Origin of the sequence: Streptomyces sp. NPDC050743 (genome assembly GCF_044456925.1) — a bacterium.
Classification (GTDB): domain Bacteria; phylum Actinomycetota; class Actinomycetes; order Streptomycetales; family Streptomycetaceae; genus Streptomyces.
In genome coordinates, this window is record NZ_JBITGJ010000057.1 from 1 (window position 1) to 26,083 (window position 26,083).

Below are 26,083 nucleotides of genomic sequence, written 5' to 3' on the forward strand. Positions count from 1 at the left end.
GCGGTCGTAGGGCGGGTAAAACCGTCAAGCCTGCCGCAGCGATGTAGGCAGGAATCTCCTTCCCGAGGCTTGCCGAGGGGAGGGGAGAGCTTCAACTCGACGGCAGCGTCACCCTCACCCAGAACGAACGCGGCGCCGACTACGGCCTCGGCGTGTTCCCGACCACCTGGGACGCGGTCGAGAAGGACATCACGACCGGCCCCGCCCAGGGCGCCCGGCGCTACAGCCTGGTCCGCGACACCGGCGACGACTCCGCACCCGTCCCGCAGTACCTCACCCGCGCCACCCCGGCCGACACGGCGACGGTGCCTCAGCGGTCCCGGGTGTAGTGCTCCTGGGCGGCCATGACCTCGTCCCCGTGCTCGAACGCCCAGGCACCGAAGGCGTCGATCGGACCGAGCAACGTCCGTCCCAGCGGTGTCAGTCCGTATTCGACGCGGGGCGGCGAGCCGCCGTAGGGCCGCCGCTCCATCAGGCCGTTGAACTCCAGCCGGCGCAGCGTCTCGGTCAGCACCTTCTGGCTGATCCCGCCGATGCGCTCGCGCAGCGCGCCCGGCCGGCTGGGGCCGTCCCTGAGGGCCCACAGAATCACCGAGTTCCAGGTGTTGCCGAGCAGGTCGAAGGCGAGCCGGGCCCGGCAGTCGGCGAGAAAGGCGTGGTCGTCGGTCACACACCGAATGGTGCCCGAGCGGCTTCCTACTGTCGTGCGCGTATTCAACGGGCTGGCCAAAGGAGGCAGTTGTGCGGATAGGGATTCTCGGTACGGGGTCGATGGCAAACGCGCTGGGCGGGCAGTGGGAGCGGGCCGGGCACGACGTGGTCGCGGGCAGCCGGTCGCGCGGCGATGTGCGGGCGGCGGTGGCGCACGGCAGTGACGCGGTGCTGCTCGCGGTGCCGTACGCGGCGGCCGCGGACCTGGTCGCCTCAGTCGAAGTCGCCCTGCGCGGGCGGGTGTTGATCGACTGCACCAATCCGGTGGGCGGCCCGGACTTCGGACTGCTCACGGCCGGCGGCCCGGCGGCGGCCGAGCGCATCGCCGCCGCCGCGCCCGGCGCCCGCGTGGTCAAGGCGTTCAATCTGTGCCACGAGAGCGTCTGGCGGCTGACCCCGCCGGTGTTCGGGGGCCGCCCGCTCGCCGTACCGGTGTGCGGGGACGACGGGGACGCGCTCACGGTCGTACGACGGCTGGTGCGGGACCTCGGCTGTGAGCCGCTGAACGCCGGGGGACTGGACCGGGCGGGGCTGCTGGAGGCGACGGCGGCGCTGCTGATCGGGCTGTGGGTGGGGGAGGGGGCGGACGCCCAGGCCATCGCGCCCCCGCTGGAGTTCTCCGGTGCCTAACGGCCGGCGGTGCCGCCGATGCCGCCGCCGTTGCGCAGGGCGTGCAGGACGTCGACCCGGTTCGTGGTGATCGAGTCGACGCCCAGGTCCAGCAGGCGGCTCATCGAGCGGCGGGTGTCCGGGGTCCACACGGACAGCAGGTAACCGTCGTGGTGGACGCGGGCCGCCAGCTCCCGGCTCACCAGGGAGAAGCGGTAGTTGAGCCAGCGCGGGCGGACCGCGTCCAGCAGCGCGGGCCGGGGCGGGGCGAGGCTGGTCCAGGTCAGCGCGATCTCGGCGGCCGGGTCGGCGGCGCGGACGGCGAGCATCGCCTCGGCGCCCGCGCAGTAGTAGACGCGCTCCTGGGCCCCGCTCTGCCGGACCACGTCCATGACCCGATCCACCATGCGCCGTCCGACCCGCCCGCACAGGTCCACCATCACCCGGCTGTCGCCGGTCGCGGCCAGCGTCTCCGCCAGGGTCGGCACACCGCCCGCCGTGAGCCCGCGCACCTCCTCGGCGGACAGCGCGGCGAGCGGCCGGCCGAGTTCCCACAGCCGCTCCAGCGTGTCGTCGTGCAGCAGCACGGGGACGCCGTCGCGGGTGAGCCGTACGTCGATCTCGACCGCGTCCGCGCCCCGGTCGAGCGCGGAACGCAGCGAGTCGATGGTGTTCTCACGGACACGGTAGGGGTCGCCGCGGTGGGCCACGGCGGTCACGGTCTGCATGGCCCCCATTGTGGGGTGCCCCCGATGTGGGGTGTGTCAGGAGGCGAGCCAGGCGCCGGTGTAGGTGTCGATCTCCGCCGCGATCCGGGCCTTGCCGCCGGCGTCCAGGAACGACGCCTCCACGGCGTTCTTCGCGAGGTCGGCCAGGCCCCGCTCGTCCAGGTCGAGCAGCCGGGCGGCCACCGCGTACTCGTTGTTGAGGTCGGTGCCGAACATCGGCGGGTCGTCGGAGTTGATCGTGACCAGCACCCCGGCCCGGGTGAACGCCTTGATCGGGTGCTCGTCCAGGGTGCGGACCGCGCGGGTGGCGATGTTCGAGGTCGGGCAGACCTCCAGCGGGATGCGGTGCTCGGCGAGGCGGGCGAGCAGCCCGGGGTCCTGCGCGGAGCTGGTGCCGTGCCCGATGCGCTCGGCGCGCAGATGGGTCAGCGCGTCCCACACCGTCTCCGGGCCGGTCGTCTCGCCGGCGTGCGGGACCGAGTGCAGACCGGCGGCGATGGCCCGGTCGAAGTACGGCTTGAACTGTGGCCGGGGCACGCCGATCTCGGGCCCGCCGAGCCCGAACGACACCAGTCCCTCCGGCCGGATCCGGTCGTCGGTGGCGAGCCGTGCCGTCTCCTCGGCGGACTCCAGCCCGGCCTCGCCGGGGATGTCGAAGCACCAGCGCAGCACGGTCCCGAACTCGGCCTCGGCGGCCTTGCGGGCGTCCTCGATCGCCGCCATGAAGCCCAGCTCGTCGATGCCGCGCCGGGTGGAGGAGAAGGGGGTGATGGTCAGCTCGGCGTAGCGCACCTGCTGCCGGGCCAGGTCGCGGGCGACCTCGTAGGTCAGCAGCCGGACGTCCTCCGGGGTGCGGATGAGGTCGACGACCGACAGGTACACGTCGATGAAGTGCGCGAAGTCGGTGAAGGTGAAGTAGTCGGCGAGGGCCTCGGGGTCGGTGGGGACCTTCGAGTCGGGGTGGCGGGCGGCCAGTTCCGAGACGATGCGCGGGGAGGCGGAGCCGACGTGGTGGACGTGCAGTTCGGCCTTGGGCAGTCCGGCGATGAAGGTCCGTAGATCGCGGTCGGCGGTGCCGGCGGCGGGTACGGAACTGTCGGTCATGGGGTCCTCCCCGGGAAGGGCGCCCGCGTGGAGTGGCCGGTGGTGCCGGGTCGCCGGTGCGGGCGCGGTGATCGGCTGATCGGTCGCGCGGGATCATCGTAGGCCCCGCCCCCACGCCGTCCGGGCCTGCCCGTAGCATGGCGGGACGTCCAGCAGAGGGGGCCTTCACCATGTCCGACGAGGCGCCACAGTCCACGCCACAGCGGCACCAGCCTGCGGGCGAGGCACCGACGGCACCCTGGGTGTCCCTGGACAAGCGGACACAGGAGGACCAGGCCCCCTGGCAGGCTCCGGGGCAGGGGGCGATATCCGGGTCGCGTCCGGATTCCGTACCCGGTGACGGGTCCGTCCCCTACCAGCGGACGCTGACCTCGCTGCCCTCCTCGCCCGACGAGCCCGCCGATGCCGCGCTGCAGGCCTGGGCCCCGCCAGCCGCCGCCGCGCCCCCGGCGGCGAACCCCTTCGCGCCTGCGGCGGCCACGCCGCCCGCGAACCCCTACGCCCCGCCGGCCGGCCACGCGAACCCCTACGCGGCGCCGGCCGCCGCCTACGCACCGCCCGCCGCGCAGCACGCGGGACCCGAGCCCGTGCCCCCGCCGCCCATCGCCCCCGACGGCCCCGGCCAGGTGCCGTACGGCTACCCGGGCATGCCCACGGCCTACGGCTACCCCGGCCGGCCCCAGCCGCCGTACCCCGGTCCCTACGGCTGGCCCGGCATGCAGCCGCTGCCGAGCAACGGCATGGGCGCGGCCTCTCTCGTGCTGGGCATCCTGTCTGCGGTCGGCTTCCTGCTGTGGCCGATCGCCCTGGTGCTGGGCACCCTCGCGCTGATCTTCGGCGCACTGGGCCGCGGCAAGGCCAAGCGCGGCGAGGCCACCAACCCCGGCGTGGCCCTGGCCGGCCTGATCTGCGGCGGGTCCGGCATCGTCCTGGCCCTGGGCTTCATCGCCTTCCTGATCGCGTTCAGCAGCTGACAGGCCGGTCGGGGCGCGATCAACGCCCGCCGCACCGGCGGCCGGGACCGCGCCGCACCCTCGACGGCGTCAATCCGCTCTCAACCGGTCCCGCGCCTCCATCAGCGCGAAGCCCAGGAGATTGAGGCCCTTCCACCGCTCGGGATCCGAGGCCGCCTCGTCATCCGCGGCCAGCCCGATCCCCCACACCCGGTCCACGGGGCTCGCCTCCACCAGCACCCGGTCACCGGTGTTCAGCAGGAACTCCCGGAGCGCACCGTCGGCCGCGAACTTGTGCACGCTCCCCTCGACCACGATCCGGAAGCGCTCCCGCTCCCATATCGCCTCGTCGAAACCCCGGACCAGCCGGCCGGCCTTCTTGGCCTGGGAGGGATGGCCGGAGTCCAGCACCCCGCGCTCCGCCTCCGCGTCCCCGAACAGCCGCGCCTTGCCGGCCATCATCCAGTGCTCGGCCGTCGCGTACTCCACGCCGTCCACGGTGAACGCGGACGGCCACCACTGGCTCAGACAGCTCGCGCCGATCCTGCCGTCCGGCCTCGGCCGGTGCCCCCAGAAGTGGAGGTACTTGATCCGGGACCTCGCCCGAACCTCCCTGATCAGGGCTTCCACCCCGTCGATCTTCCCCATGCACGCGAGTCTGGCACGCACCACTGACAGTTCGTCCGCCCTTTAACGGCCCTACTCGACACCTGGTCGACAGATTCCGTTGCGTAACCAAAAGGCAACAACGGAATCACTTGTTGGAGTCCTGTAGCTCTGTCAGGATCGGCACTCAAATCGAGCTGGAGCTACGCCACCCACCCCCCGGGACGGGGCGAACGGCGGAGGAGAGCGACATGCACAACCCGGGCACCGCCACCCCGGAACGATTCCCCGCGCAGGAGCGGTTCGCCGAGGGCGCGCAGTTCATCGGCGGCCGACCGGCCAAGGGCACCTCGGGCCGTACCCACGCCGTGGTCGACCCCGCCACCGGCGCGGAGGTGTACACCTACGAGCTGGCCGGCACCGACGACGTCGACGCGGCCGTCGCCGCCGCGCGGGAGGCCTTCCCGGGCTGGGCCTCGGCCTCCCCGGGCGAGCGCTCCGACGCCCTGCACCGGTTCGCCGCGGTGCTCGCCGAGCGCGCGGAGGACTTCGCCCGCGCCGAGTCCCTGCAGTGCGGCAAGCCGCTGAAGCTCACCCGCGAGTTCGACGTGCCGGGCACCATCGACAACACCGCCTTCTTCGCGGGCGCCGCCCGGCACCTGCAGGGGCAGTCCGCCGGTGAGTACTCCGGGGACCACACGTCGTACGTCCGGCGCGAGCCGATCGGCGTCGTCGGATCGATCGCGCCCTGGAACTACCCCCTCCAGATGGCCGCCTGGAAGATCCTGCCGGCGATCGCCGCGGGCAACACCATCGTGCTGAAGCCCGCCGAGCTGACCCCGCTCACCTCGCTGCTGTTCGCCCAGGCCGCCGCGGACGCCGGCATTCCCGACGGTGTGATCAACATCGTGACCGGGACCGGGAGGGAGGCGGGGGAGCACCTGGTCGGCCATCCGGATGTCGCCATGACCTCCTTCACCGGGTCCACCGCCGTCGGCAAGCGCGTCGCCGAGGTGGCCACCGCCACGGTCAAGCGGCTGCATCTGGAGCTCGGCGGCAAGGCACCGTTCGTCGTCTTCGACGACGCCGATCTGGAGGCCGCCGTCCACGGAGCCGTCGCCGGTGCGCTCATCAACACCGGCCAGGACTGCACGGCCGCCACGCGCGCGTACGTGCAGCGGCCGCTGTACGAGGCCTTCGTGGAGCGGACCGCCGCCCTGATGGAGTGCGTGCGGCTCGGGGACCCGTTCGCGCCCGGCACCGACCTCGGGCCGCTCATCTCGCACGTCCAGCGGGACCGGGTGGCCGGCTTCGTGGACCGCGCGCGTGCCTACGCGCGCGTGGTGACCGGCGGCGAGGCCCCGAAGGGCGACCTGGAGCGGGGCGCCTACTACCGGCCGACCCTGATCGCCGACGCCCCCCAGGTCAGCGAGATCGTCCAGTCCGAGATCTTCGGCCCGGTCCTGGTCGTCCTGCCCTTCGACGGTGACGACGAGGGCATCCGGCTGGCCAACGACACCCCGTACGGCCTCGCCGCCTCCGCGTGGAGCACGAACGTGTACCGCGCGAACCGCGCCACCCGCGAGATCAAGGCGGGCTGCGTGTGGATCAACGACCACATCCCGATCATCAGCGAGATGCCGCACGGCGGATACAAGGCGTCCGGCTTCGGCAAGGACATGTCGGTGTATTCCTTCGAGGAATACACGCAGGTCAAGCACGTAATGTTCGACAATACGGCGGTCGCCAGGAAGGACTGGCACCGCACGATCTTCGGGGACCGGTAGCAACCGGACATCAGCAGGAGCCGGCTTGCCGCCGGGTGTGACGTTCCGGCCCTCGACCAGGCCGACCACTCATCCCTCCCGAAAGGGCACCACGCGCATGGAGCAGTACGAGCCCGACCGCTTCACACCGGTCGAACTGGCCGCCATACGGCGCAGCTTCCGCAGCGGCCGGGCCGCGATGACCCGCCGGTCGCTGTTGCGCGCCTCAGCGGGCGGCGCGCTCACGGTCGGCGGACTCGGGGCGCTGAGCGCCTGCGGCATCCCCGCGGCGACCAAGACGCAAGGAGGCGTGTCCGGCGACGACCACTCGGCCAAGGAGAAGGTCGTCAACTTCTCCAACTGGCCCGAGTACATCGACGTGGACGACAAGACGAAGCGGCACCCCACGCTCGACGCGTTCGCCAAGCGGACCGGCATCCAGGTCAAGTACACCGAGGACATCAACGACAACGACGAGTTCTTCGGCAAGATCCAGCCGCAGCTCGCCGCCGGCCAGGACACCGGCCGTGACCTCGTCGTGCTCACCGACTGGCTGGCCGCCCGCATGATCCGCCTCGGGTACGTCCAGAAACTGGACCCGTCCAACCTGCCGCACGCCTTCGCCAACCTGTCGGACCAGTTCCGCGCCCCCGACTGGGACCCCGGCCGGGCGTACTCCTATCCCTGGCAGGGCATCTCGACCGTCATCGCCTACAACAAGAAGGCGCTCGACGGCATCGAGGTGAAGTCGGTCTCCGACCTGCTCGACAACCCCAAGCTCAAGGGCCGCGTCGGCTTCCTGACCGAGATGCGCGACAGCATCGGCATGACCATGCTCGACATGGGCAAGGACCCGGCGAAGTTCACCGACGACGACTTCGACGCGGTGGTCGCCCGGCTGCAGAAGGCCGTCGACAAGGGGCAGATACGCCGCTTCACCGGCAACGACTACACGTCCGACCTCACCAAGGGCGACTTCGCCGCCTGTGTGGCCTGGGGCGGCGACATCGTCCAGCTCCAGGCGGACAACCCGCACGTCGGCTACGTCATCCCCGACAGCGGCTACATGACGTCGACCGACAACATGCTGATCCCCAACAAGGCGCGCCACAAGACGAACGCCGAGCGGCTCATCGACTTCTTCTACGAGCCCGAACCGGCCGCCGAGCTCGCCGCGTACGTCAACTACGTGAGCCCCGTCGCGGGAGTGCAGCCCTATCTTGCGAAGATCGACAAAACGGCGGCGAGTAACCCGCTGATCCTTCCCGACAAGGCCATGCAGGCGAAGTCCCATGCCTTCCGCGCGCTGACGCAGAAGGAAGAGACCGCCTACCAGCAGAAGTTCTCGAAGCTCACAGGGGCGTGACGACGACGATGACGACACCAGACAACAGCGGCGACGTCCGCCTCTCCGGTATCAGCAAGACGTATGGCAACGGCTTCACCGCCGTGCAGACGCTCGACCTGACCGTGCCGCAGGGCTCTTTCTTCGCCCTGCTCGGCGCCTCCGGCTGCGGCAAGACCACCACCCTGCGCATGATCGCCGGCCTGGAGGAACCCTCCTCCGGCACCGTGCACCTCGGCGACCAGGAAGTGACCCATCTGCCGCCGTACAAACGGCCGGTGAACACGGTCTTCCAGTCCTACGCCCTCTTCCCGCACCTCGACATCTTCGAGAACGTCGCCTTCGGCCTGCGCCGGCGCGGCATCAAGAGCGTGAAGAAGCAGGTCGAGGAGATGCTGGAGCTGGTCCAGCTCGGCGAGCAGGCGCGCAAGAAGCCGCACCAGCTCTCGGGTGGCCAGCAGCAGCGTGTCGCCGTCGCCCGCGCCCTCATCAACCACCCCAAGGTGCTGCTGCTCGACGAGCCGCTCGGCGCACTCGACCTCAAGCTGCGCCGCCAGATGCAGCTGGAGCTCAAGCGCATCCAGACCGAGGTCGGCATCACCTTCGTGCACGTCACGCACGACCAGGAGGAGGCCATGACCATGGCCGACACGGTCGCCGTGATGAACGCGGGCCGCGTCGAGCAACTCGGCTCGCCCACCGACCTGTACGAGAACCCGAACACCACCTTCGTCGCGAACTTCCTCGGCACCTCCAACCTCATCGAGGCCGAGGTCGACACCAAGAACGGCGACGACATCGTGCTCAAGGCGGGCGGCGGCAAGCTGGTGCTGCCCAAGGCGCGGTGTTCGGCCCCGGCGACGGCCGGCGGCAAGGTGCTGGTCGGCATCCGCCCCGAGAAGATCTCCCTCACGCACGCCGACGACGCGGGCGAGATACCGGAGGGCCGCAACCGGCTCACCGGCAAGATCGCGGACGCCAGCTTCATCGGCGTCTCCACCCAGTACGTGATCGACAGCCCGGTCTGCGACGAGCTCTCGGTGTACGTCCAGAACGTCGAGCGCGACGGCCGGCTCGTGCCCGGCGCCGACGTTGTCCTGCACTGGAGCCCGGCGCACACCTTCGGCCTGGACGCGGCCCAGGACATCGACGCGGGCACCGAGGAAGAGGCGGCCGCCTGATGACGACGCTGACCGAAGCCGAGGCGCCCCCGCCCCTCGCGCCCGTGACCGAGGAGACGAAGCCCCCACGCAAGCGCGGCCGGTTCACGCCGTACTGGCTGCTGCTGCCCGGCCTGCTGTGGCTGGTCGTCTTCTTCGCGCTGCCGATGATCTACCAGGCCTCCACCTCCGTGCAGACGGGCTCGCTGGAGGAGGGCTACAAGGTCACCTGGCACTTCGCGACCTACTGGCACGCGCTGAGCGAGTACTGGCCGCAGTTCCTGCGGTCCGTCCTCTACGCGGCCGCCGCCACGGTCCTGTGCCTGCTGCTCGGCTACCCGCTGGCCTATCTGATCGCCTTCCGCGCGGGCCGCTGGCGCAACCTGATCATGATCCTGGTGATCGCGCCGTTCTTCACCAGCTTCCTGATCCGCACCCTGGCCTGGAAGACGATCCTCGCCGACAACGGCCCGGTCGTGCACACCCTGAACTCGCTGCACGTCCTGGACCTCACCAACTGGCTCGGCTGGACGGCCGGCGACCGCGTCCTCGCCACACCGCTGGCGGTGGTGTGCGGACTGACGTACAACTTCCTGCCGTTCATGATCCTGCCGCTGTACACCTCGCTGGAGCGGATCGACGGACGGCTGCATGAGGCGGCCGGCGACCTGTACGCCAAGCCCTGGACCACCTTCCGCAAGGTCACCTTCCCGCTGTCGATGCCCGGCGTGGTCTCCGGCACGCTGCTGACCTTCATCCCGGCGGCCGGCGACTACGTCAACGCCGAACTCCTCGGCTCCACCGACACCCGCATGATCGGCAACGTCATCCAGACGCAGTTCCTGCGGATCCTGGACTACCCGACGGCCGCGGCCCTCTCCTTCATCCTCATGGCCGCCATCCTGGCCATGGTCACGATCTACATCCGCCGGTCCGGGACGGAGGATCTGGTCTAAATGCCCTTCGTCAACTGGCTCAAGCGCCATCTCGTCGTCATCGCGGGAACCCTGACGCTCGCGTACCTGCTGCTGCCCAACGTCATCGTGACGGTGTTCTCCTTCAACAAGCCGAAGGGGCGCTTCAACTACGAGTGGCAGCAGTTCTCCCTGGGCGCCTGGAAGCAGCCGTGCGGCGTCGCCGACATGTGCGGCTCGCTGTCCATCAGCCTCCAGATCGCCGTCTGGGCGACCGCCGGCGCCACCCTGCTCGGCACGATGATCGCCTTCGCGCTGGTCCGCTACCGCTTCCGGGCCCGCGGCGCCGTCAACTCGCTGATCTTCCTGCCGATGGCGATGCCCGAGGTCGTCATGGCCGCCTCGCTGCTCACCCTGTTCCTCAACATGGGCGCACAGCTGGGCTTCTGGACGATCCTCATCGCCCACATCATGTTCTGCCTCAGCTTCGTCGTCACCGCGGTCAAGGCGCGTGTGATGTCGATGGACCCGCGCCTGGAGGAGGCCGCCCGGGACCTGTACGCCGGTCCCGTGCAGACCTTCCTGCGGGTCACCCTGCCGATCGCGGCACCGGGCATCGCCGCGGGTGCGCTGCTGTCGTTCGCGCTCTCCTTCGACGACTTCATCATCACGAACTTCAACGCCGGCTCGACCGTCACCTTCCCGATGTTCGTGTGGGGCTCGGCGCAGCGCGGCACCCCCGTCCAGATCAACGTCATCGGTACGGCCATGTTCCTCGTCGCCGTCCTCATCACGCTGTTCTCGATGGTCATCGGCAACAGCCGTAACAAACAAAAGGCATAGGCCTTTTCAGGAATTCCCTTGTCGGGAAAGCCCCCGTCGGGAATGTCTTCTGTAGGGAGTTGAAATCATGGCCCCAAGCGCCATGAGCCGTGGCAAAGACAACTGGATCGCCTCTCTCTCCGAAGCCCAGCCGGTCCCGTACTGGCTGGAAGACCCCGGCAAGCCACCCGCCGAGCCCGCCCTCACCGGCACCGACACCTGCGACCTGCTGGTCGTCGGCGGCGGCTACAGCGGGCTGTGGACCGCGCTGAACGCCAAGGAGCGCGACCCGCGGCGCGACGTGGTCCTGCTGGAAGGCCGCGAGGCGGGCTGGGCCGCCTCGGGCCGCAACGGCGGCTTCTGCGCCGCCTCCCTCACCCACGGTCTGCCCAACGGCCTCACCCGCTGGCCCGACGAGATCCACAAACTGGAGGAGCTGGGCCGGCGCAACCTCGACGAGATCGAGGCCGCGCTCGCCCGGCACGGCATCGACTGCGACTTCGAGCGCACCGGCGAGATCGACGTCGCCACCGAGACCTACCAGGCCTGGGAACTGAAGGACTGGCACCGGGAGCTGGCGGAGAAGGGGCTCGCGGACGGCATCGAGTTCCTGGACGCCGACGCGGTGCGCGAGCAGGTGAACTCGCCCACCTTCGAGGCCGGCCTGTGGGACCGCCGGGGCGTGGCCATGCTGCACCCGGCGAAGCTGGCCTGGGGCCTGAAGAAGGCCTGCCTGAAACTCGGGGTGCGGGTCTACGAGCACACACCCGCGCTGACCCTGAAGGCGTACGGCGCCGGCATGGCCGTACGCACGCCGTACGGCGCGGTTCGCGCCCGCAGGGTCGCACTCGGCACCAACATCTTCCCCAGCCTGCTGCGCCGCGTGCGCTCCTACACCGTGCCCGTCTACGACTACGCGCTGATGACCGAGCCGCTGAACGCCGACCAGCTGGCGTCGATCGGCTGGAAGAACCGACAGGGCCTCGGGGACAGCGCCAACCAGTTCCACTACTTCCGGCTGTCCGCCGACAACCGGATCCTGTGGGGCGGCTACGACGCGATCCACCACTACGGCGGCCGGGTGCGCGCCGAGTACGACGACCGTCCGGAGACGTACGCCAAGCTCGCGGGCCACTTCTTCACCTGCTTCCCGCAGCTGGAGGGCGTCCGCTTCACCCACGCCTGGGGCGGCGCGATCGACACCTGCTCGCGCTTCTCGGCGTTCTTCGGCACGGCGCACCAGGGGAAGGTCGCGTACGCGGCCGGGTACACCGGCCTGGGCGTGGGCGCGACCCGCTTCGGCGCGGACGTGATGCTCGACCTGCTGGACGGGGAGCGCACCGAGCGGACCGAGCTGGAGATGGTCCGCAAGAAGCCGCTGCCGTTCCCGCCCGAGCCGTTCGCCTGGACCGGCATCGCCCTCACCAAGTGGTCCCTGGCGCGCGCCGACGCGCACGGCGGCCGCCGCAATCTATGGCTGCGGACCATGGACCGGCTGGGACTGGGCTTCGACAGCTGAGCGCGGGTACCCCGCCCTTACGGCGCCGTCAAGCCACGAGATCCCGGAACATGACCCTTCTGCCGCATTCCGGCGTACTGGAAGCACGGACCTCACCCGAGGCACCGATGCCACACCACCGGAACAGCAGGAGACGATCATGACCCGCATCACGGGTACCACCCGCACCCCCGACGGCTTCCGCGCCAGGCGCCGCCTCGGCCTGGCGACGGCGGTGGCCTCCGCCGCCGTCGTCGCCGGAGGCGTCATGCTGCCGGCCGCGGCCGCCTCGGCGGCGCCGATGCACCAGACGTCCGCGGTGACCACGGCCCACCAGAAGGAGCACCACGACCAGGGCTACTGGCACCACCACCGTCACTACTACTGGGACTGCTGGGACTATTACTACTGGGACTCGGACTACGACTGGTGACGGCCCCCGCCGACCGGGAACGTGATCCAGGTCACCTGAAGGGGGGCGCGGAACCCGCGTAATGCCCCCGGAAGGCCTCCCTCTCTCCTCCTGATACGACCGCGCCGGACGGTCGGGTGAGAGAAAGGGAGGCCTTCTCATGACTGGGGCGAAGACGGCCGTCGAATGGCTGGCATCCGTCGCACCGGACCCCGAAGCCTGCCGCTGGGAATGGGAGCGCAGCCCCCTCGGGGTCGCGCTGCTGCCCGCCGGCCGGGCCTGGGACGTACTGATCCTGCCGAGCGACCTCGGTTATCCGACCCTGGACGTGCTCACCCGCGTGCTCGACCGGCCCGGCCCGGTACTCGTCGACTTCGGCGACAACCGGGTCGGGTTCTTCGTGCCGCCGGGCACCGCGGCCCGCTGGGTCGGCACCGGCGTCCGCACCGCCGGACCCGGCACCTGGATCGTCGTGCCGTATCCCGGCCGGGCGACCCGGGACGTGCGCTGGCTGGTGCCGCCGGACGGCTCGGGCACACTGACCGACCCGGCGCTGCTGGAGTCGGCAATGCACGAGGCGGCGGCGCGGCTGGCCTCGGGAGGGGGCGGGGACGGCTAGCGCCCGGAAACCTTGACAACAGGATTGGTCTGGACCAAGTTGAGTGCGCTCCACCCTCCAACTCCCCCGACACCGGAGGCCCTTGTGGAACGCGCCCCACGCCCCCCGCGCCCACGACGTCCCAGATCCGTCCTCGCCCTGCTCACGGCCGCCCTGCTGGCCGTGCCCGGCATCACCGCACTCTCGTCGGCCGCGCGAGCGGCCGACGCGGACATCGCGACGAACGGCGGCTTCGAGTCCGGCCTGACCGGCTGGACCTGCACGGCCGGTACGACGGTCAACTCGCCGGTGCACGGCGGCACTTCGGCGCTGCAGGCGACCCCGGCCGGCAGCGACAACGCGCAGTGCGCGCAGACGGTGACCGTCCAGCCCAACGCGCAGTACACGCTGACCGGTTACGTCCGCGGCTCGTACGTCTACCTCGGCGCGAACGGCACCGGCACCACCGACGTCTCCACCTGGACCCAGTCCGCCCCCGACTGGCAGAAGCTGACCACCACCTTCACCACCGGCGCCACCACCACGAAGGTCACCATCTACACGCACGGCTGGTACGGCACCGGCACGTACTACGCCGACGACATCTCCCTCGTCGGCCCCGGCGGCAGCGGCACCGGACAGCCGCCCGCCGCGCCCACCGGCCTGAGGGCCACCGCCGTCACCTCGTCCTCCGTGACCCTGTCCTGGTCGGCGGTCACCGGCGCCACGAGCTACACGGTGTACCGCGACGGGACCAAGTCCCAGACGGCGAGCAGAACTTCGGCCACCGTGACCGGGCTGTCCGCATCGACGGCGTACGGCTTCCAGGTCGCCGCGACCAACGCCGCCGGCGAGTCCGCGAAGTCCGCCGTCGTCACCGCCACGACCGGCGCCGGCACCGGAGGCGGCTCCGCCGACCTGCCCACCCACGCCCTCGTCGGCTACCTGCACGCGAGCTTCGCCAACGGCTCCGGCTACACCCGCCTCGCCGACGTACCCGACAGCTGGGACGTCGTCGACCTCGCCTTCGGCGAGCCCACCTCGCCCACCTCCGGGGACATCCGCTTCAACCGCTGCCCGGTCACCGAGTGCCCGAACGTCGAGAGCGACGCCGACTTCAAGGCCGCGATCAAGGCCAAGCAGGCGGCCGGCAAGAAGGTGCTGATCTCGATCGGCGGCCAGAACGGCCAGGTCCAGCTCACCACCACCGCGGCCCGCGACACCTTCGTCTCCTCGGTGTCGAACATCATCGACACCTACGGCCTCGACGGCCTCGACATGGACTTCGAGGGCCACTCCCTGTCCCTCGACACGAGCGACACCGACTTCAGGAACCCGACGACCCCCGCGATCGTCAACCTCATCTCCGCCCTGAAGACCCTGAAGGCGAGATACGGCTCGAAGTTCGTGCTCTCGATGGCCCCGGAGACCTTCTTCGTGCAGATGGGCTACCAGTACTACGGCACCGGCAAGTGGGGCGGCCAGGACCCGCGCTGCGGCGCGTACCTCCCGGTCATCCACGCCCTGCGCGACGACCTCACGCTCCTGCACGTCCAGGACTACAACTCCGGGCCGATCATGGGCCTGGACAACCAGTACCACTCCATGGGCGGCGCCGACTTCCACATCGCCATGACCGACATGCTGCTCACCGGCTTCCCGGTGGCGGGGGACCCGAACAACGTCTTCCCACCCCTGCGCCCCGACCAGGTGGCGATCGGCATGCCGGCGTCGACGAACGCGGGCAACGGCTATGTGGGCCCCTCCGAGGTCACCAAGACCCTGGACTGCCTGACGAAGAAGACGAACTGCGGCTCGTACGCGACCCACGGGACCTGGCCCGCGCTGCGCGGTCTGATGACATGGTCGGTGAACTGGGACCGCTATGCGAACTGGGAGTTCCAGAAGACCTTCGACGCGTACTTCGGCTGAGGCCCGTCACCAGGGACAGGGTGGCCAGCAGCACGGTGGACAGACACCAGCTGGCCACCACGTCCAGCGGCCAGTGCCAGCCACGGCGGACCAGGCCGTACGACACCCCGACGACCAGCAGCGCGCAGCCGGCCACCAGGAGCCGGCGGGTGACGGCCGACCGAAGCCAGGGCAGCAGGAGCAGGGTCGCGGAGCCGTAGGCGACGGCCGCCGTGGCCGTGTGCCCGGAGGGGAAGTAGCCGACGGCCGGGGGCACCACCGGGGTCCCCGGCCGTGCGGTCCAGTCCTTGAGCGGTACGACGATCGCCGGGACCAGTGCCATCAGGAGGGCCGCGGCCAGCGGCGGCAGCCACCACCGCTCCGTCCCGGCGGCCCGCCCCCGCCACAGGACGTAGCCCACGACCGCGACGAGGACCGGTACGGCGACCTGGATGTTGCCGAAGTCGGAGAGGAACCCGCCGAACCGGTCCGGCTCGACCAGGGTTCGGCTGAGGCGGGAGTCCAGGCGCAGCAGCGGGCCGTGGTCCACGACCTGCCAGGTGATCAGGGCGAAGACGACGGCCGGTACGCCGAGGAGCAGGGAGCGGCTGGTTGAGGTCGACACGGCGTCCAGCTTCGCAGGTCCGCTCGGCCTGGAATGCGCCACATGGCCATACAGGCTGACAGTGCGTCGGTTTGTGCCGTTCTCATGGCGCGCCCCACATGAAGCCCGGCTGCAGCGGTGACGGCATCAAGAGAAGGGGAAGGAGGTCGGCCGCCCCGGAACAGGGGGGGTAGTTCCGAGGCGGCCGTCCGGATCGGAACGTCGCGCGCCCCGGGGGGTTTGGGGCGGCGACCGTCCGATCGGTGAGGAGATCCCGGAGCCGTCAGGCGCCGGTTGTGTGCGCGAGGGCACGACCAGGTCGAAGCTGGGGAGGCCCCGGCCTGAAATCGCCCACAGTCCCCTGTGGGCGGGGTGTATCTCTCATCTGGGTAGAACCTACGGCAGGCCGGGCCGCTTGGGCAGACGGAATCGGCTCCCGCCATCCACCTCGCACACCTTCTTCACACGGCCTGCCGCAGGCACCCCTCACAGGGGCGGACCCGTCGCTCGGATGCGCGGGATCAGACGCGCGCGAAGGCCTGCTCGATGATGTCGAGGCCCTCGCCCAGCAGGTCCTCGCCGATCACCAGCGGGGGCAGGAAGCGCAGCACGTTGCCGTAGGTGCCGCAGGTCAGGACCAGCAGGCCCTCGGCGTGGCAGGCCTTGGCGAGGGCGGCGGTGGCCTCCGGGTTCGGCTCCTTGGTGGCGCGGTCCTTGACCAGCTCGATGGCGATCATGGCGCCGCGTCCCCGCACGTCGCCGATGACGTCGAACTTCTCGGCCATGGCGGTGAGGCGACCCTTCATGATCTCCTCGATGCGCTTGGCCTTGCCGTTGAGGTCGAGCTCCTTCATGGTCTCGATCGCGCCGAGCGCGCCCGCGCAGGCGACGGGGTTACCGCCGTACGTGCCACCGAGGCCACCGGCGTGCGCGGCGTCCATGATCTCGGCGCGGCCGGTCACGGCGGCGAGCGGAAGGCCACCGGCGATGCCCTTGGCGGTCGTGATCAGGTCGGGGACGATCCCCTCGTCCTCGCAGGCGAACCACTGCCCGGTACGGCAGAAGCCCGACTGGATCTCGTCGGCGACGAAGACGATCCCGTTGTCGGCGGCGAACTGCCGGATGGCCGGCAGGAAGCCCTTGGCCGGCTCGATGAAGCCGCCCTCACCGAGCACCGGCTCGATGATGATCGCGGCCACGTTGTCCGGGCCGACCTGCTTGGTGATCTGGTCGATGGCCTGCGCGGCGGCCTCCGGACCGGCGTTCTGCGGACCCGTGGGCCAACGGTAGGCGTACGCCACCGGCACCCGGTACACCTCGGGCGCGAACGGCCCGAAGCCGTGCTTGTACGGCATGTTCTTCGCCGTCAGCGCCATGGTCAGGTTGGTGCGCCCGTGGTAGCCGTGGTCGAACACGACGACGGCCTGGCGCTTGGTGTAGGCGCGGGCGATCTTGACGGCGTTCTCGACGGCCTCGGCGCCGGAGTTGAACAGCGCGGACTTCTTGGCGTGGTCACCGGGCGTCAGCTCGGCCAGAGCCTCCGCGACGGCGACGTACCCCTCGTACGGGGTGACCATGAAACAGGTGTGGGTGAAGTCGGCGAGCTGGGCGCTCGCCCGCCGTACGACGGCCTCGGCGGACGCGCCGACGGAGGTCACGGCGATGCCGGACCCGAAGTCGATGAGCCGGTTGCCGTCGACGTCCTCGATGATCCCGCCACCCGCGCGCGTGGTGAAGACCGGCAGCACGGAGCCCACGCCCTGCGCGACCGCGGCGGTACGGCGGGCCTGCAGCTCCTGCGACTTCGGGCCGGGGATGGCGGTGACGACGCGGCGCTCCTGCGGAAGTGCGGTCATGGGGGCTCCTGATGATCTTGCGTACCGAGCGGTCTGATCTGGCGTCCCGGACGATCCCGGGCGGTGAGTTTTCGGCCGCTTACCTATCTTTCTTCGCAGGCTAGGGCCGGGGGTGGGGGGTGGGCATGCTCCATGTGGGCGTCTTCTGCGAGGGTCGTTGTCCGGAGTGGACATAGAGGAGCCAGGAGAGGGACGCCGTGGCGTGCTCGTATCTCGCCGCGCGCCCCGTCACGTAATCGCGGAACTCGCCCTGCGAGGGCATTAGATTGACTCGCTGATGGTGGACGGAGCGGCTGGTCAGGGGGCAGGGGCGATGGACAGCGACGGGACGCAGGACACGCGGGGCACTCACGCGCACCCCGTGCCGCGGCCGACGGAACCGACGGACGGGTCCGCGGCACCGCGGAACGGGCCCGCGACGCCGTACGGCACACCCGCCGTGCCGCCACGGCCGACGCGGGCGCCGGACCTGCCGCCGATGGCCGCAGAGCCGGGGTACGCCCCCCATCCGCCGCATCCCCGCTCACCCGTCGCCGACTGGCTCGATGAGCCGCGCCCGGCCGTCGAGCCCGGTATCTGGCGCTTCGGCTACCGCCGGCCCGTGGCCGCACGCCAGGCACAGCGCCTGGCCCCCGTCACCATCGTCGGCTTCGTCGTCCCCCTGGCCGCGGGACTGCTTCTGTGGTCCCTGTGGCGGCACGGCGGCCTCCCCTACCAGTGGACCGTCCTCAAGCTGCTCACCCCCGACGACTGGTGGTGGCCCGGCACCACATCACCGAAGGGCTACCAGGGTCTGGAGGCCAAGACGGTCGCCGACGGTGTGTTCTTCGCGATCCTTGTCTACGCCATGGCCCGCTTGGGCAGTTGGTCCGACGTCATCCGGCACTTCGTCAGCCGGCGCGAACAACCCGCTCGCGCCCTGATCGCCGCCCTCGGCGCGCTGATCGCGCTGGCCTTCGTCTTCCCGAGCTGGTTCGGTCTCGACTGGGACGCCCTGCCCGTCCAGGATCCGGTGTTCTCCCTGATCGTCCTGCTCAACGGCGGCGACTACGGCGTGTTCGCGTCGAAGCTGCTCACGGACGGGCTGTACACACTGATCAGTCTGCTGGTGCTGTGGCCGTTCGCCCGCATCGGCGGCTGGTGGCCCCTCGCGAAGGACGCGCTCGCCGCGCGGGCGCGGGCCAGGACGGCCGAGGCAGCCGCGCAACCGGCCGTCGACCGCCGGCCGTCGCAGTGGCCCGAACTGCGCGAGGCCGGTCAGCACCAGGCCGCGGACGTGCTGGCCGCCGAGGTCGACGCCGGCCGGATGACCGACGTGGACTGCGCCAGGGTCGGCCACATGTGGACCGTGGCGCGCGCCCGGGCCCGGCTGTCCTCCTTCACCGACACCGTCCTGCGCGAGGGCGCCGCCGCCTGGACCCACCCCTCCGGTGACCGCGACCTGACCGGCCGGGCCGTCCGGCATGATCTGCTCGTCGGGCAGGTGCGCATTGGGCAGTGGGTGGCGGGGGAACGCACCCCGCTCGCCTACGGCGGCGCCGGCGCGGCACTCGCGCCGGACACCCTGGGAACCTCGCTGCTGGCCGTCGGACCCTCGGGTTCCGGCAAGACACGCCACCTGATCCGGCCCGTCGTCGAGTCGCTCGGCCTGCAGGCCCTCGCCGGACAGTGCGCCGTGGTCGCCGTGTGCGCGGCCGGCACCCCGCTCGGGCCCGACTCGGCCTACGACGTGGTCGTACGGCTCGGCGACCCGCGGTCCGTGCACGACCTCGACCCGTACGCGGACTCCGACGACCCCGACGAGGCGGCCGCCTTCCTGGCGGAGGGGCTGGCCGGCGACCTGGACACCGTGAGCGGTCAGCGGTCGGGCACCGCGCTCGCCCAGCTCCTCGGCCCCTATCGGGCGGCGCACGGACGCTTCCCTGCCCTGCCCGTGCTGCGGGAACTCCTGGAGGGCGATTCCGCGGCCCTGGCCGCGCTGCGTGACGCGCTCGCCGGGGAAGAGCACGCCGTGATGCGCCGCGAACTCGATGCACGCGCCCGGCAGTCGGGCAGCGCCGGGGATCCGGGGCCGGTCCTGGCCGACCGGCTCGCGGTGCTGGACCGGCCGGCGTTCGCCGAGTTCTTCGGCGGGGGCGGCGGCAGCGCCCGGCCGTTCTCCCTGCGCGCCGTCGCCCACCATCCGTTGCGCGTCCGCGTCGACCTGCCCGACCGCGGACACGAGGAGGCGTCGCGGATCGTCACCCGGCTGCTGCTCGCCCAGTTCGGCGCCGTGGCGTCGGCAGGCGAACGGACCCACTTCGCCTGTCTCGTCCTGGACGACGCAACCGGCGCGGTGACGGCCGAGTCCGTCCGCCGCATCCAGCGCCTGCGTTCCCGCAACGCGGGCGTGGTGCTCGCCCTGCGCACGGTCGGCGATGTCCCCGAGGCGCTGCACGGGCCGCTGTACGCGGCCGTCGGCTGCCATATGGCGTTCTCCGGCGTGACCACATGGGACGGCGGCAGGTTCGCGGACGCCTGGGGCACGCAGTGGGTGGAGACCCGGGACGTGGCCCGGCACACCGTCTTCGCGGACCAGCCGATGACACGCGCCATCCATGCCCTGCGCAAGCTGGTGACCGGCAAGGCGGTGACGACGGAGGCCGTCACTGTCCGCCAGGTGGAGCGGGAGCGTTGGTCTGCGTCCGAGTTGGCTCATGGGGTGCCGGCGGGGCATGCGGTGGTGTCGTTGACGAGTGTGCGGGGGGAGCACGCGCCGCCGCTGCTGGTGGATCTGCGGGGGTGAGAGGGCGGCGGGGGATCGTACGGTGAGGCAGAATCGGTGTAGGTCGTTCATACGGTTCGGCCAAAAGATCCATCCCCTGTGCCGACCCGTCCACCCGGACGCCCGGCTTCGCGTCAACTGAAGGACCGATGCCCCCTACCCTCGCCTCGCTCGTCCACCACTCCGCGCTGAAGCTGACCGTGCGCGCGGGCGAGGACCGCCTCGACGTGCCCGTCCGCTGGGCCCACGTCAGCGAGCTGGCCGACCCCGTGCCGTACATGGAGGGCGGTGAGCTGCTGCTGATCACCGCGCTCAAGCTGGACGCCGAGGATCCCGAGGCCATGCGGCGCTATGTGAAGCGGCTGGTGGGCGCGGGGGTCGTCGGGCTCGGGTTCGCCGTGGGGGTCAATTACGAGGACATCCCGGCGGCCCTCGTCGACGCCTGCCGGCAGGAGGGGCTGCCGTTGCTGGAAGTCCCCCGCCGCACCCCCTTCCTCGCCATCAGCAAGGCCGTGTCCGCCGCCATCGCCGCCGATCAGTACCGGGCCGTCACCGCGGGGTTCGCCGCGCAGCGCGAGCTGACCAAGCAGGCTCTGAACGCCGGACCCGAGGGGCTGCTCGGCGCGCTCGCCGGGCAGGTCGACGGCTGGGCCGCGCTGTACGACGCCTCCGGCGCCGTCGTCGCCGCCGCTCCCGAGTGGGCCGGCCGGCGCGCCGCCCGGCTGACGGCGGAGGTCGAGCGCTTGCGGGAGCGGGCCGCGCCCGCCTCCTCCGTGGTCGGCGGACCCGAGCACGAGGACCGGGTCGAGCTGCACTCCCTGGGGACGGGACGGCGGCCGCGCGCCGCGCTCGCCGTCGGCACCGCCGCGACCCTCGGCACCGCCGAACGGTACGCCGTGCACTCCGCCATCGCCCTGCTCACCCTCACCACCGAACGCTCCCGCTCGCTGCACGCGGCCGAACAGCGCGTCGGCACGGCCGTACTGCGCATGCTCCTCGCCGGCGAGCCCGACCACGCCCGGGCCGTCGCCGGCGACCTGTACGGCGGGCTGCTCGACGCGCCGTTCCGGATGATCGTCGCCGAGTCGGCGTCCGGATCCGCCGCCCGGGCGCACGCCGATGCCCACGCTCACGTGCGGGCGCCGGGTGCCGCTGGCGCCGCCGCTGCCGCCGGCGACCTGGGCGGTGATCCGCTGGGCGAGCTGGCGGAGAGCATGGAGTCCGCCGCCGCGCGCTCCGGGGAGGCCGTGCTGGTCGTGCCCGACGGGGAGCGGCTGGTGGTGCTCGCCGCCGACGGGGGCACGGCGGTGGCCGCCTGCACGCGGTACGCGGCGGCGCTGGAGGCGGCGCGGGCGGTGCCCGAGCCGGCCGGGGGCACCGAGGAGGAGCTGGTCGTCGGGCTGTCCGCGCCGGCCGGGCCGATCGCCGCCGCTGCGGCCTTCAAGCAGGCCGAGCAGGCCTTGTCGGTGGCGCGGCGGCGGGGGCGGGTGCTGGTCGAGCACGAGCAGCTGGCCGCGGGGTCCGTGCTGCCGCTGCTGGCCGACGACGCGGTGAAGGCGTTCGCGGACGGGTTGCTGCGGGCGCTGCACGAGCACGACGCGACGGGGCGCGGCGACCTGGTCGCCTCCCTGCGGGCGTGGCTGTCGCGGCACGGGCAGTGGGACGCGGCCGCGGCGGACCTGGGGGTGCACCGGCACACGCTGCGGTACCGGATGCGGCGGGTCGAGGAGATCCTCGGGCGGTCCCTGGACGATCCCGACGTCCGGATGGAGCTGTGGCTCGCCCTGAAGGCGACCAGCGCCGAATAGTCCGAACAGAGCGGCGCCGAGTAGTCCAAACAGTAGTATGCGGTACGGCTACTGCTACGCCACGGACAAGCGACCCCCGGCCGCCCCCGCCCTACCGTGGAGCACGAAAGCCAAGCACACCCCCAAACGCGGAAGGGCCGGGACTCACAGATGACTTCCACCCACGCCTTCTGGCTCGCCGGCCGCCAGGTCACCGGCGAGGACACCTTCGACGTCACCTCCCCGTGGGACGGCCGGCTCGTCGGCAAGGTGAGCGTGCCGTCCGACGCCCAGGTCGAGGAGGCCGTGGCCGCCGCGTACGCCGTGCGGGACGAGTTCGCCGCCACCCCGGCGCACGTACGCGCCGCCGCCCTCGACCACGTCAGCAAGCGACTGGTCGAGCGCACCGAGGAGATCGCCCAGCTGATCTCCGCCGAGAACGGCAAGCCCATCAAGTGGGCCCGGGGCGAGGTCGGCCGTGCCGTCTCCGTGTTCCGGTTCGCCGCCGAGGAGGCCCGGCGGTTCAACGGCGGCGAGGCCCAGCGCCTGGACACCGACGCCGGCGGCCAGGGCCGGCTGGCGCTGACCCGCCGCTTCCCGAAGGGCGTCGTGCTCGGCATCGCGCCGTTCAACTTCCCGCTGAACCTGTGCGCCCACAAGGTCGCCCCCGCGATCGCCGTCGGCGCCCCGATCATCCTCAAGCCCGCCCCAGCCACCCCGCTCTCCGGCCTGATCCTGGGCGAGCTGCTGGCCGAGACCGACCTGCCGGCCGGTTCCTGGTCGGTCCTGCCGGTCCCGAACGACCGCATGCCGGCCCTGGTCCAGGACGAGCGCCTGCCGGTGATCTCCTTCACCGGTTCCGACAAGGTCGGCTACGCCATCATGGACTCGGTCCCGCGCAAGCACTGCACGCTGGAGCTCGGCGGCAACGGAGCCGCGGTCGTCCTCGGCGACTACGCCTCCGACGCCGACCTGGACTGGGCCGCGACCCGCATCGCGACCTTCTCCAACTACCAGGGCGGCCAGTCCTGCATCTCCGTGCAGCGCGTGATCGCCGACGCCTCCGTCTACGACCGTCTGCTGCCGCGCATCGTCGCCGCCGTCGAGGCCCAGGTCACCGGTGACCCCTCCGACGCCAAGACGGACGTCGGCCCGCTGGTCAGCGAGGACGCCGCCAAGCGCGTGGAGTCCTGGGTGAAGGAGGCCGTCGAGGCCGGCGCCACGCTGCTCACCGGTGGCGACCGCGACGGCGCCTCCTACGCGCCGACCGTCCTCACCGACGTACCGGCGGACGTCACCCTCGCCTGCGAGGAGGTCTTCGGACCGGTCCTCACCGTGCAGAAGGTGGACGGCGAGGCCGCGGCCTTCGCCGCGGTCAACGACTCCAAGTACGGCCTCCAGGCGGGCGTGTTCACCCACGACCTGCAGGTCGCCTTCCGCGCCCACCGCGCCCTCGAGGTCGGCGGCGTGGTGGTCGGCGACGTCCCGTCCTACCGCGCCGACCAGATGCCGTACGGCGGCGCCAAGCAGTCCGGTGTGGGCCGCGAAGGCGTGCGGTTCGCGATGGAGGACTACACCTACGAGCGCGTGCTGGTCCTGACCGGCCTCGCGCTCTGACCTGCCACGGACAGGTCGGAAACAGAACGGCCGCAGCCCACTGTGCGGGGGCTGCGGCCGTTCGTGTTCACAAAAGCTCTGGCCGGGTAAAGGATTCGACATCGGCGGGTCAATAATCTTGTTCTGTGCATGACTCAATCGACGGTCTGTGTGTCTCCTAAGGCGACCGATCACGTCCGACTCCGGACCACTCAGGGGAACACATGCACATAGCCCGTACCGGGCGCGGCCTCGCGGCCTCCGCCGCCACCGCCGCACTCGTCGCCGCAGGACTGGCGACCGTTTCTTCGGCCGGCGCCACCACCGCCGCGCCCGCCGGCGTACCGCACACCTTCGCGCAGCCGGCCATCGCGGGGCACGCCCTGGTCCACGGCGTGGCCAGCCCCCTCCCCATCGCGCAGTGCCAGTCCAAGTGGCACATCGCCTGCTACAACCCGCTGCAGTACCGCACCGCGTACAACCTGAACCCGCTGTACAAGAAGGGCATCACGGGCAAGGGACGGACGATCGTCATCGTCGACTCCTTCGGCTCCCCGACCGTCCAGCACGATCTGGACGTCTACAGCAAGCACTTCGGGCTGCCCAGCACCAAGGTCCAGGTCGTCAAGTGGGGTCACGTCCCGAAGTTCGACCCCAAGAACTCCGACATGACCGGCTGGGCCGGCGAGACCACGCTGGACGTCGAGATGGCCCACGCCGTCGCGCCCGGCGCGAAGATCGTCCTGGTGGAGACGGCGGTCGCCGAGACCGAAGGCACCACCGGTCTGCCGGAGATGATGTCCGCCGAGAAGAGCCTGATCGACCACGGCGTCGGCGACGTCATCAGCCAGAGCTTCGGCGCCACCGAGAACACCTTCCCGGGCTTCGGCAAGGGCGACTTCTCCAGCATCAAGAAGCTCCGGTACGCCTTCGAGGCCGCGCAGCGCAAGCACGTGACCGTGCTCGCCTCCTCCGGTGACGGCGGCGCCACCGACCTGAAGGCGGACGGCAAGACGTACTACAACAAGCGCGTCAACTCCTGGCCGTCGTCCGACCCGTTGGTCACCTCCATCGGCGGCACCCAGCTGCACCTGAACGACAAGGGCGAGCGCGTCAAGCCGGACAGCGTCTACAACGACTACGGCGCGGGCGGCGGCGGCCAGTCCCACGTGTTCACCCGCCCCGCCTTCCAGGACGGTGTGAAGAACGTCGTCGGCACCCGTCGCGGCACCCCGGACATCTCGATGGCCGCAGCGGTCGACGGCGGCGCCTGGATCTACTCCAGCTACGACCCGACCGCCACCGGCTGGGACGTCTCCGGCGGCACCAGCGAGGCCAGCCCGCTGTTCTCGGGCATCGTCGCCCTCGCCGACCAGGCGGCCGGCCACCGCGTGGGCAACATCAACGCGGCGCTCTACACCCTTTTGAAGCAGAAGAACCCGGGCGTCCTCGACGTCAACGACGGCACCGACAACACCTACCAGGGCGTCAAGGGCTACAAGGCCGTGGGCGGCTACGACATGGCCACCGGCGTGGGCACGCTGGACGCCCTGCGGCTGGCCCAGGCCCTCGCCGAGAAGCACTGACGACACCCGTCCCCGCTTGGCCCGAGCGTGGCGCTGCCCGCCATGCAGAAGGGGCCCGGCACCGCTGCCTTCCGGTGCCGGGCCCCTTCCCGTCGTCGGTCTCCTGCGGACCCTCGACCGCGGAAGCCCACGTGCGCGAGCCGCAACGGGCCGCGCAGCCTGAGGTGGACGTCGTGCACGCCCTCGGCGACGAGGCCGGCGGCCAGGGTGGTGTAGGCGTGGACGTCGGCGATGGGCGCGTCCGGCGTCAGCACGGCCAGCACCGAGCCGCCGTCCAGGGACACCTCCAGCACACCCTCGCCCGCCACCTGCGCCGTCACCTCGCTCACCCCCGTACCGAAGTCGCAGCCGCAGTAGACCAGTTCGGCCGCCGCGTCGCGCGCCGGCGTCACCGCGTAGCCCGCCGTCCGGGTCCGGTCCACGATCGCGATGCCCGACTGCTCGTCGAAGTCGGCCGCCGCCAGACCGCGTCGCACCACCGGGCGCGGGGCCGGCGGCGTGCCGTCGAGGTGCACGGTCGTGCGCAGGCGGATGTCCTCGCTGGACGCGCCGAGCAACAGGTCGTACGGGCCCCGCTCCAGCCGCCGGCAGCCCTGTGCCACGTCCCAGAACTCCAGGGCGGCCGACGGGACTTCGAAGGAGACACGGGCCGTCTCGCCGGGGGCGAGGGTGAGCCGGCGGTGGGGGAGGACTGGGCGAGAGAGACCTTGGACCGCGTGACGGCGGGCTCGTTCACCGGGTTCCTCCGAGGAT

General features: G+C 71.3%; 20 protein-coding genes and 4 pseudogenes. 16 read left to right on the forward strand and 8 right to left on the reverse strand.

Annotated features, from left to right (window positions below; translation table 11 throughout):
• Positions 1 to 95: 95 nt before the first annotated feature.
• Positions 96 to 329, forward strand: a pseudogene (locus ACIBJF_RS36010) (sigma-70 family RNA polymerase sigma factor); the annotation flags it as partial.
• Here ACIBJF_RS36010 and ACIBJF_RS36015 read toward each other — a convergent pair.
• Positions 311 to 670: a winged helix-turn-helix transcriptional regulator gene (locus tag ACIBJF_RS36015; protein ID WP_399180229.1), complete on the reverse strand. Its 360-nt coding sequence runs from the start codon at positions 668 to 670 to the stop codon at positions 311 to 313. The pseudogene ACIBJF_RS36010 and the gene ACIBJF_RS36015 sit on opposite strands and share 19 nt — an antisense overlap.
• 101 nt (positions 671 to 771) lie before the next feature.
• Here ACIBJF_RS36015 and ACIBJF_RS36020 point away from each other — a divergent pair, with 101 nt between their 5' ends.
• Positions 772 to 1,341: an NADPH-dependent F420 reductase gene (locus tag ACIBJF_RS36020; protein WP_399180231.1), complete on the forward strand. Its 570-nt coding sequence runs from the start codon at positions 772 to 774 to the stop codon at positions 1,339 to 1,341.
• Here the strand turns inward: ACIBJF_RS36020 and ACIBJF_RS36025 are convergent.
• Complete coding sequence (locus ACIBJF_RS36025) at positions 1,338 to 2,048, reverse strand: glycerophosphodiester phosphodiesterase (protein WP_399180233.1); 711 nt, start codon at positions 2,046 to 2,048, stop codon at positions 1,338 to 1,340. The genes ACIBJF_RS36020 and ACIBJF_RS36025 overlap by 4 nt on opposite strands.
• Before the next feature lie 36 nt (positions 2,049 to 2,084).
• Complete coding sequence (locus ACIBJF_RS36030) at positions 2,085 to 3,152, reverse strand: adenosine deaminase (protein ID WP_399180235.1); 1,068 nt, start codon at positions 3,150 to 3,152, stop codon at positions 2,085 to 2,087.
• A gap of 170 nt (positions 3,153 to 3,322) precedes the next feature.
• On the opposite strand from ACIBJF_RS36030, the gene ACIBJF_RS36035 reads away from it, so the two are divergent.
• Positions 3,323 to 4,126: a DUF4190 domain-containing protein gene (locus tag ACIBJF_RS36035; RefSeq protein ID WP_399180236.1), complete on the forward strand. Its 804-nt coding sequence runs from the start codon at positions 3,323 to 3,325 to the stop codon at positions 4,124 to 4,126.
• Positions 4,127 to 4,195: 69 nt separating this feature from the next.
• Here the strand turns inward: ACIBJF_RS36035 and ACIBJF_RS36040 are convergent, their stop codons facing one another.
• Complete coding sequence (locus ACIBJF_RS36040; RefSeq protein ID WP_399180238.1) at positions 4,196 to 4,753, reverse strand: NADAR family protein; 558 nt, start codon at positions 4,751 to 4,753, stop codon at positions 4,196 to 4,198.
• A 209-nt stretch (positions 4,754 to 4,962) separates the two neighbouring features.
• Here ACIBJF_RS36040 and ACIBJF_RS36045 point away from each other — a divergent pair, with 209 nt between their 5' ends.
• The 9 genes from ACIBJF_RS36045 (at position 4,963) to ACIBJF_RS36085 (ending at position 15,158) form a co-directional block, all read left to right on the forward strand.
• A complete protein-coding gene (locus ACIBJF_RS36045; protein WP_399180240.1) occupies positions 4,963 to 6,498 on the forward strand; it encodes a gamma-aminobutyraldehyde dehydrogenase in 1,536 nt (511 codons plus the stop codon).
• A gap of 97 nt (positions 6,499 to 6,595) precedes the next feature.
• Positions 6,596 to 7,843, forward strand: coding sequence for a PotD/PotF family extracellular solute-binding protein (locus ACIBJF_RS36050; RefSeq protein ID WP_399180241.1), 1,248 nt, complete (start codon positions 6,596 to 6,598; stop codon positions 7,841 to 7,843).
• 8 nt (positions 7,844 to 7,851) lie between these two features.
• The gene (locus tag ACIBJF_RS36055) at positions 7,852 to 9,003 is read left to right on the forward strand and encodes an ABC transporter ATP-binding protein (protein WP_399180243.1); all 1,152 of its coding nucleotides are present in this window, start codon (positions 7,852 to 7,854) and stop codon (positions 9,001 to 9,003) included.
• Positions 9,003 to 9,938, forward strand: a complete 936-nt coding sequence (locus ACIBJF_RS36060; protein ID WP_399180245.1) for an ABC transporter permease — start codon at positions 9,003 to 9,005, stop codon at positions 9,936 to 9,938. The genes ACIBJF_RS36055 and ACIBJF_RS36060 overlap by 1 nt, the downstream gene beginning before the upstream one ends.
• Positions 9,939 to 10,739: an ABC transporter permease gene (locus tag ACIBJF_RS36065; protein ID WP_399180247.1), complete on the forward strand. Its 801-nt coding sequence runs from the start codon at positions 9,939 to 9,941 to the stop codon at positions 10,737 to 10,739.
• A gap of 67 nt (positions 10,740 to 10,806) precedes the next feature.
• Positions 10,807 to 12,237, forward strand: coding sequence for an NAD(P)/FAD-dependent oxidoreductase (locus ACIBJF_RS36070; RefSeq protein WP_399180248.1), 1,431 nt, complete (start codon positions 10,807 to 10,809; stop codon positions 12,235 to 12,237).
• Between the two features lie 139 nt (positions 12,238 to 12,376).
• Positions 12,377 to 12,649 (forward strand): hypothetical protein, encoded by a 273-nt coding sequence (locus tag ACIBJF_RS36075; protein ID WP_399180250.1) that lies wholly within the window; start codon positions 12,377 to 12,379, stop codon positions 12,647 to 12,649.
• Positions 12,650 to 12,788: 139 nt separating this feature from the next.
• Positions 12,789 to 13,247, forward strand: coding sequence for a hypothetical protein (locus ACIBJF_RS36080; RefSeq protein WP_399180252.1), 459 nt, complete (start codon positions 12,789 to 12,791; stop codon positions 13,245 to 13,247).
• 84 nt (positions 13,248 to 13,331) lie between these two features.
• Positions 13,332 to 15,158: a chitinase gene (locus ACIBJF_RS36085; protein WP_399180253.1), complete on the forward strand. Its 1,827-nt coding sequence runs from the start codon at positions 13,332 to 13,334 to the stop codon at positions 15,156 to 15,158.
• Positions 15,159 to 15,228: 70 nt separating this feature from the next.
• Here the strand turns inward: ACIBJF_RS36085 and ACIBJF_RS36090 are convergent.
• The 3 genes and pseudogenes from ACIBJF_RS36090 to gabT form a co-directional block, all read right to left on the reverse strand.
• Positions 15,229 to 15,480: pseudogene (locus ACIBJF_RS36090) on the reverse strand (phosphatase PAP2 family protein); the annotation flags it as partial.
• 420 nt (positions 15,481 to 15,900) lie between these two features.
• Positions 15,901 to 16,126, reverse strand: a pseudogene (locus ACIBJF_RS36095) (phosphoesterase); the annotation flags it as partial.
• Positions 16,127 to 16,262: 136 nt separating this feature from the next.
• On the reverse strand, positions 16,263 to 17,597 hold the full coding sequence (gabT, locus tag ACIBJF_RS36100; protein WP_399180255.1) for a 4-aminobutyrate--2-oxoglutarate transaminase: 1,335 nt from the start codon (positions 17,595 to 17,597) through the stop codon (positions 16,263 to 16,265).
• A gap of 313 nt (positions 17,598 to 17,910) precedes the next feature.
• Between gabT and ACIBJF_RS36105 the strand changes: the two genes are divergently transcribed.
• The 4 genes from ACIBJF_RS36105 to ACIBJF_RS36120 all read left to right on the forward strand — a co-directional run bounded on the left by ACIBJF_RS36105 (position 17,911) and on the right by ACIBJF_RS36120 (position 25,330).
• Complete coding sequence (locus ACIBJF_RS36105; protein WP_399180257.1) at positions 17,911 to 20,382, forward strand: ATP/GTP-binding protein; 2,472 nt, start codon at positions 17,911 to 17,913, stop codon at positions 20,380 to 20,382.
• A gap of 128 nt (positions 20,383 to 20,510) precedes the next feature.
• Positions 20,511 to 22,169, forward strand: a complete 1,659-nt coding sequence (locus ACIBJF_RS36110) for a PucR family transcriptional regulator (protein WP_399180259.1) — start codon at positions 20,511 to 20,513, stop codon at positions 22,167 to 22,169.
• 150 nt (positions 22,170 to 22,319) lie between these two features.
• Positions 22,320 to 23,765, forward strand: coding sequence for an aldehyde dehydrogenase family protein (locus tag ACIBJF_RS36115; RefSeq protein ID WP_399180260.1), 1,446 nt, complete (start codon positions 22,320 to 22,322; stop codon positions 23,763 to 23,765).
• Positions 23,766 to 23,968: 203 nt separating this feature from the next.
• Complete coding sequence (locus ACIBJF_RS36120) at positions 23,969 to 25,330, forward strand: S8 family serine peptidase (protein ID WP_399180262.1); 1,362 nt, start codon at positions 23,969 to 23,971, stop codon at positions 25,328 to 25,330.
• 116 nt (positions 25,331 to 25,446) lie between these two features.
• On the opposite strand, the pseudogene ACIBJF_RS36125 reads toward ACIBJF_RS36120, so the two are convergent.
• Positions 25,447 to 26,019, reverse strand: a pseudogene (locus ACIBJF_RS36125) (fibronectin type III-like domain-contianing protein); the annotation flags it as partial.
• Positions 26,020 to 26,083 lie beyond the last annotated feature (64 nt).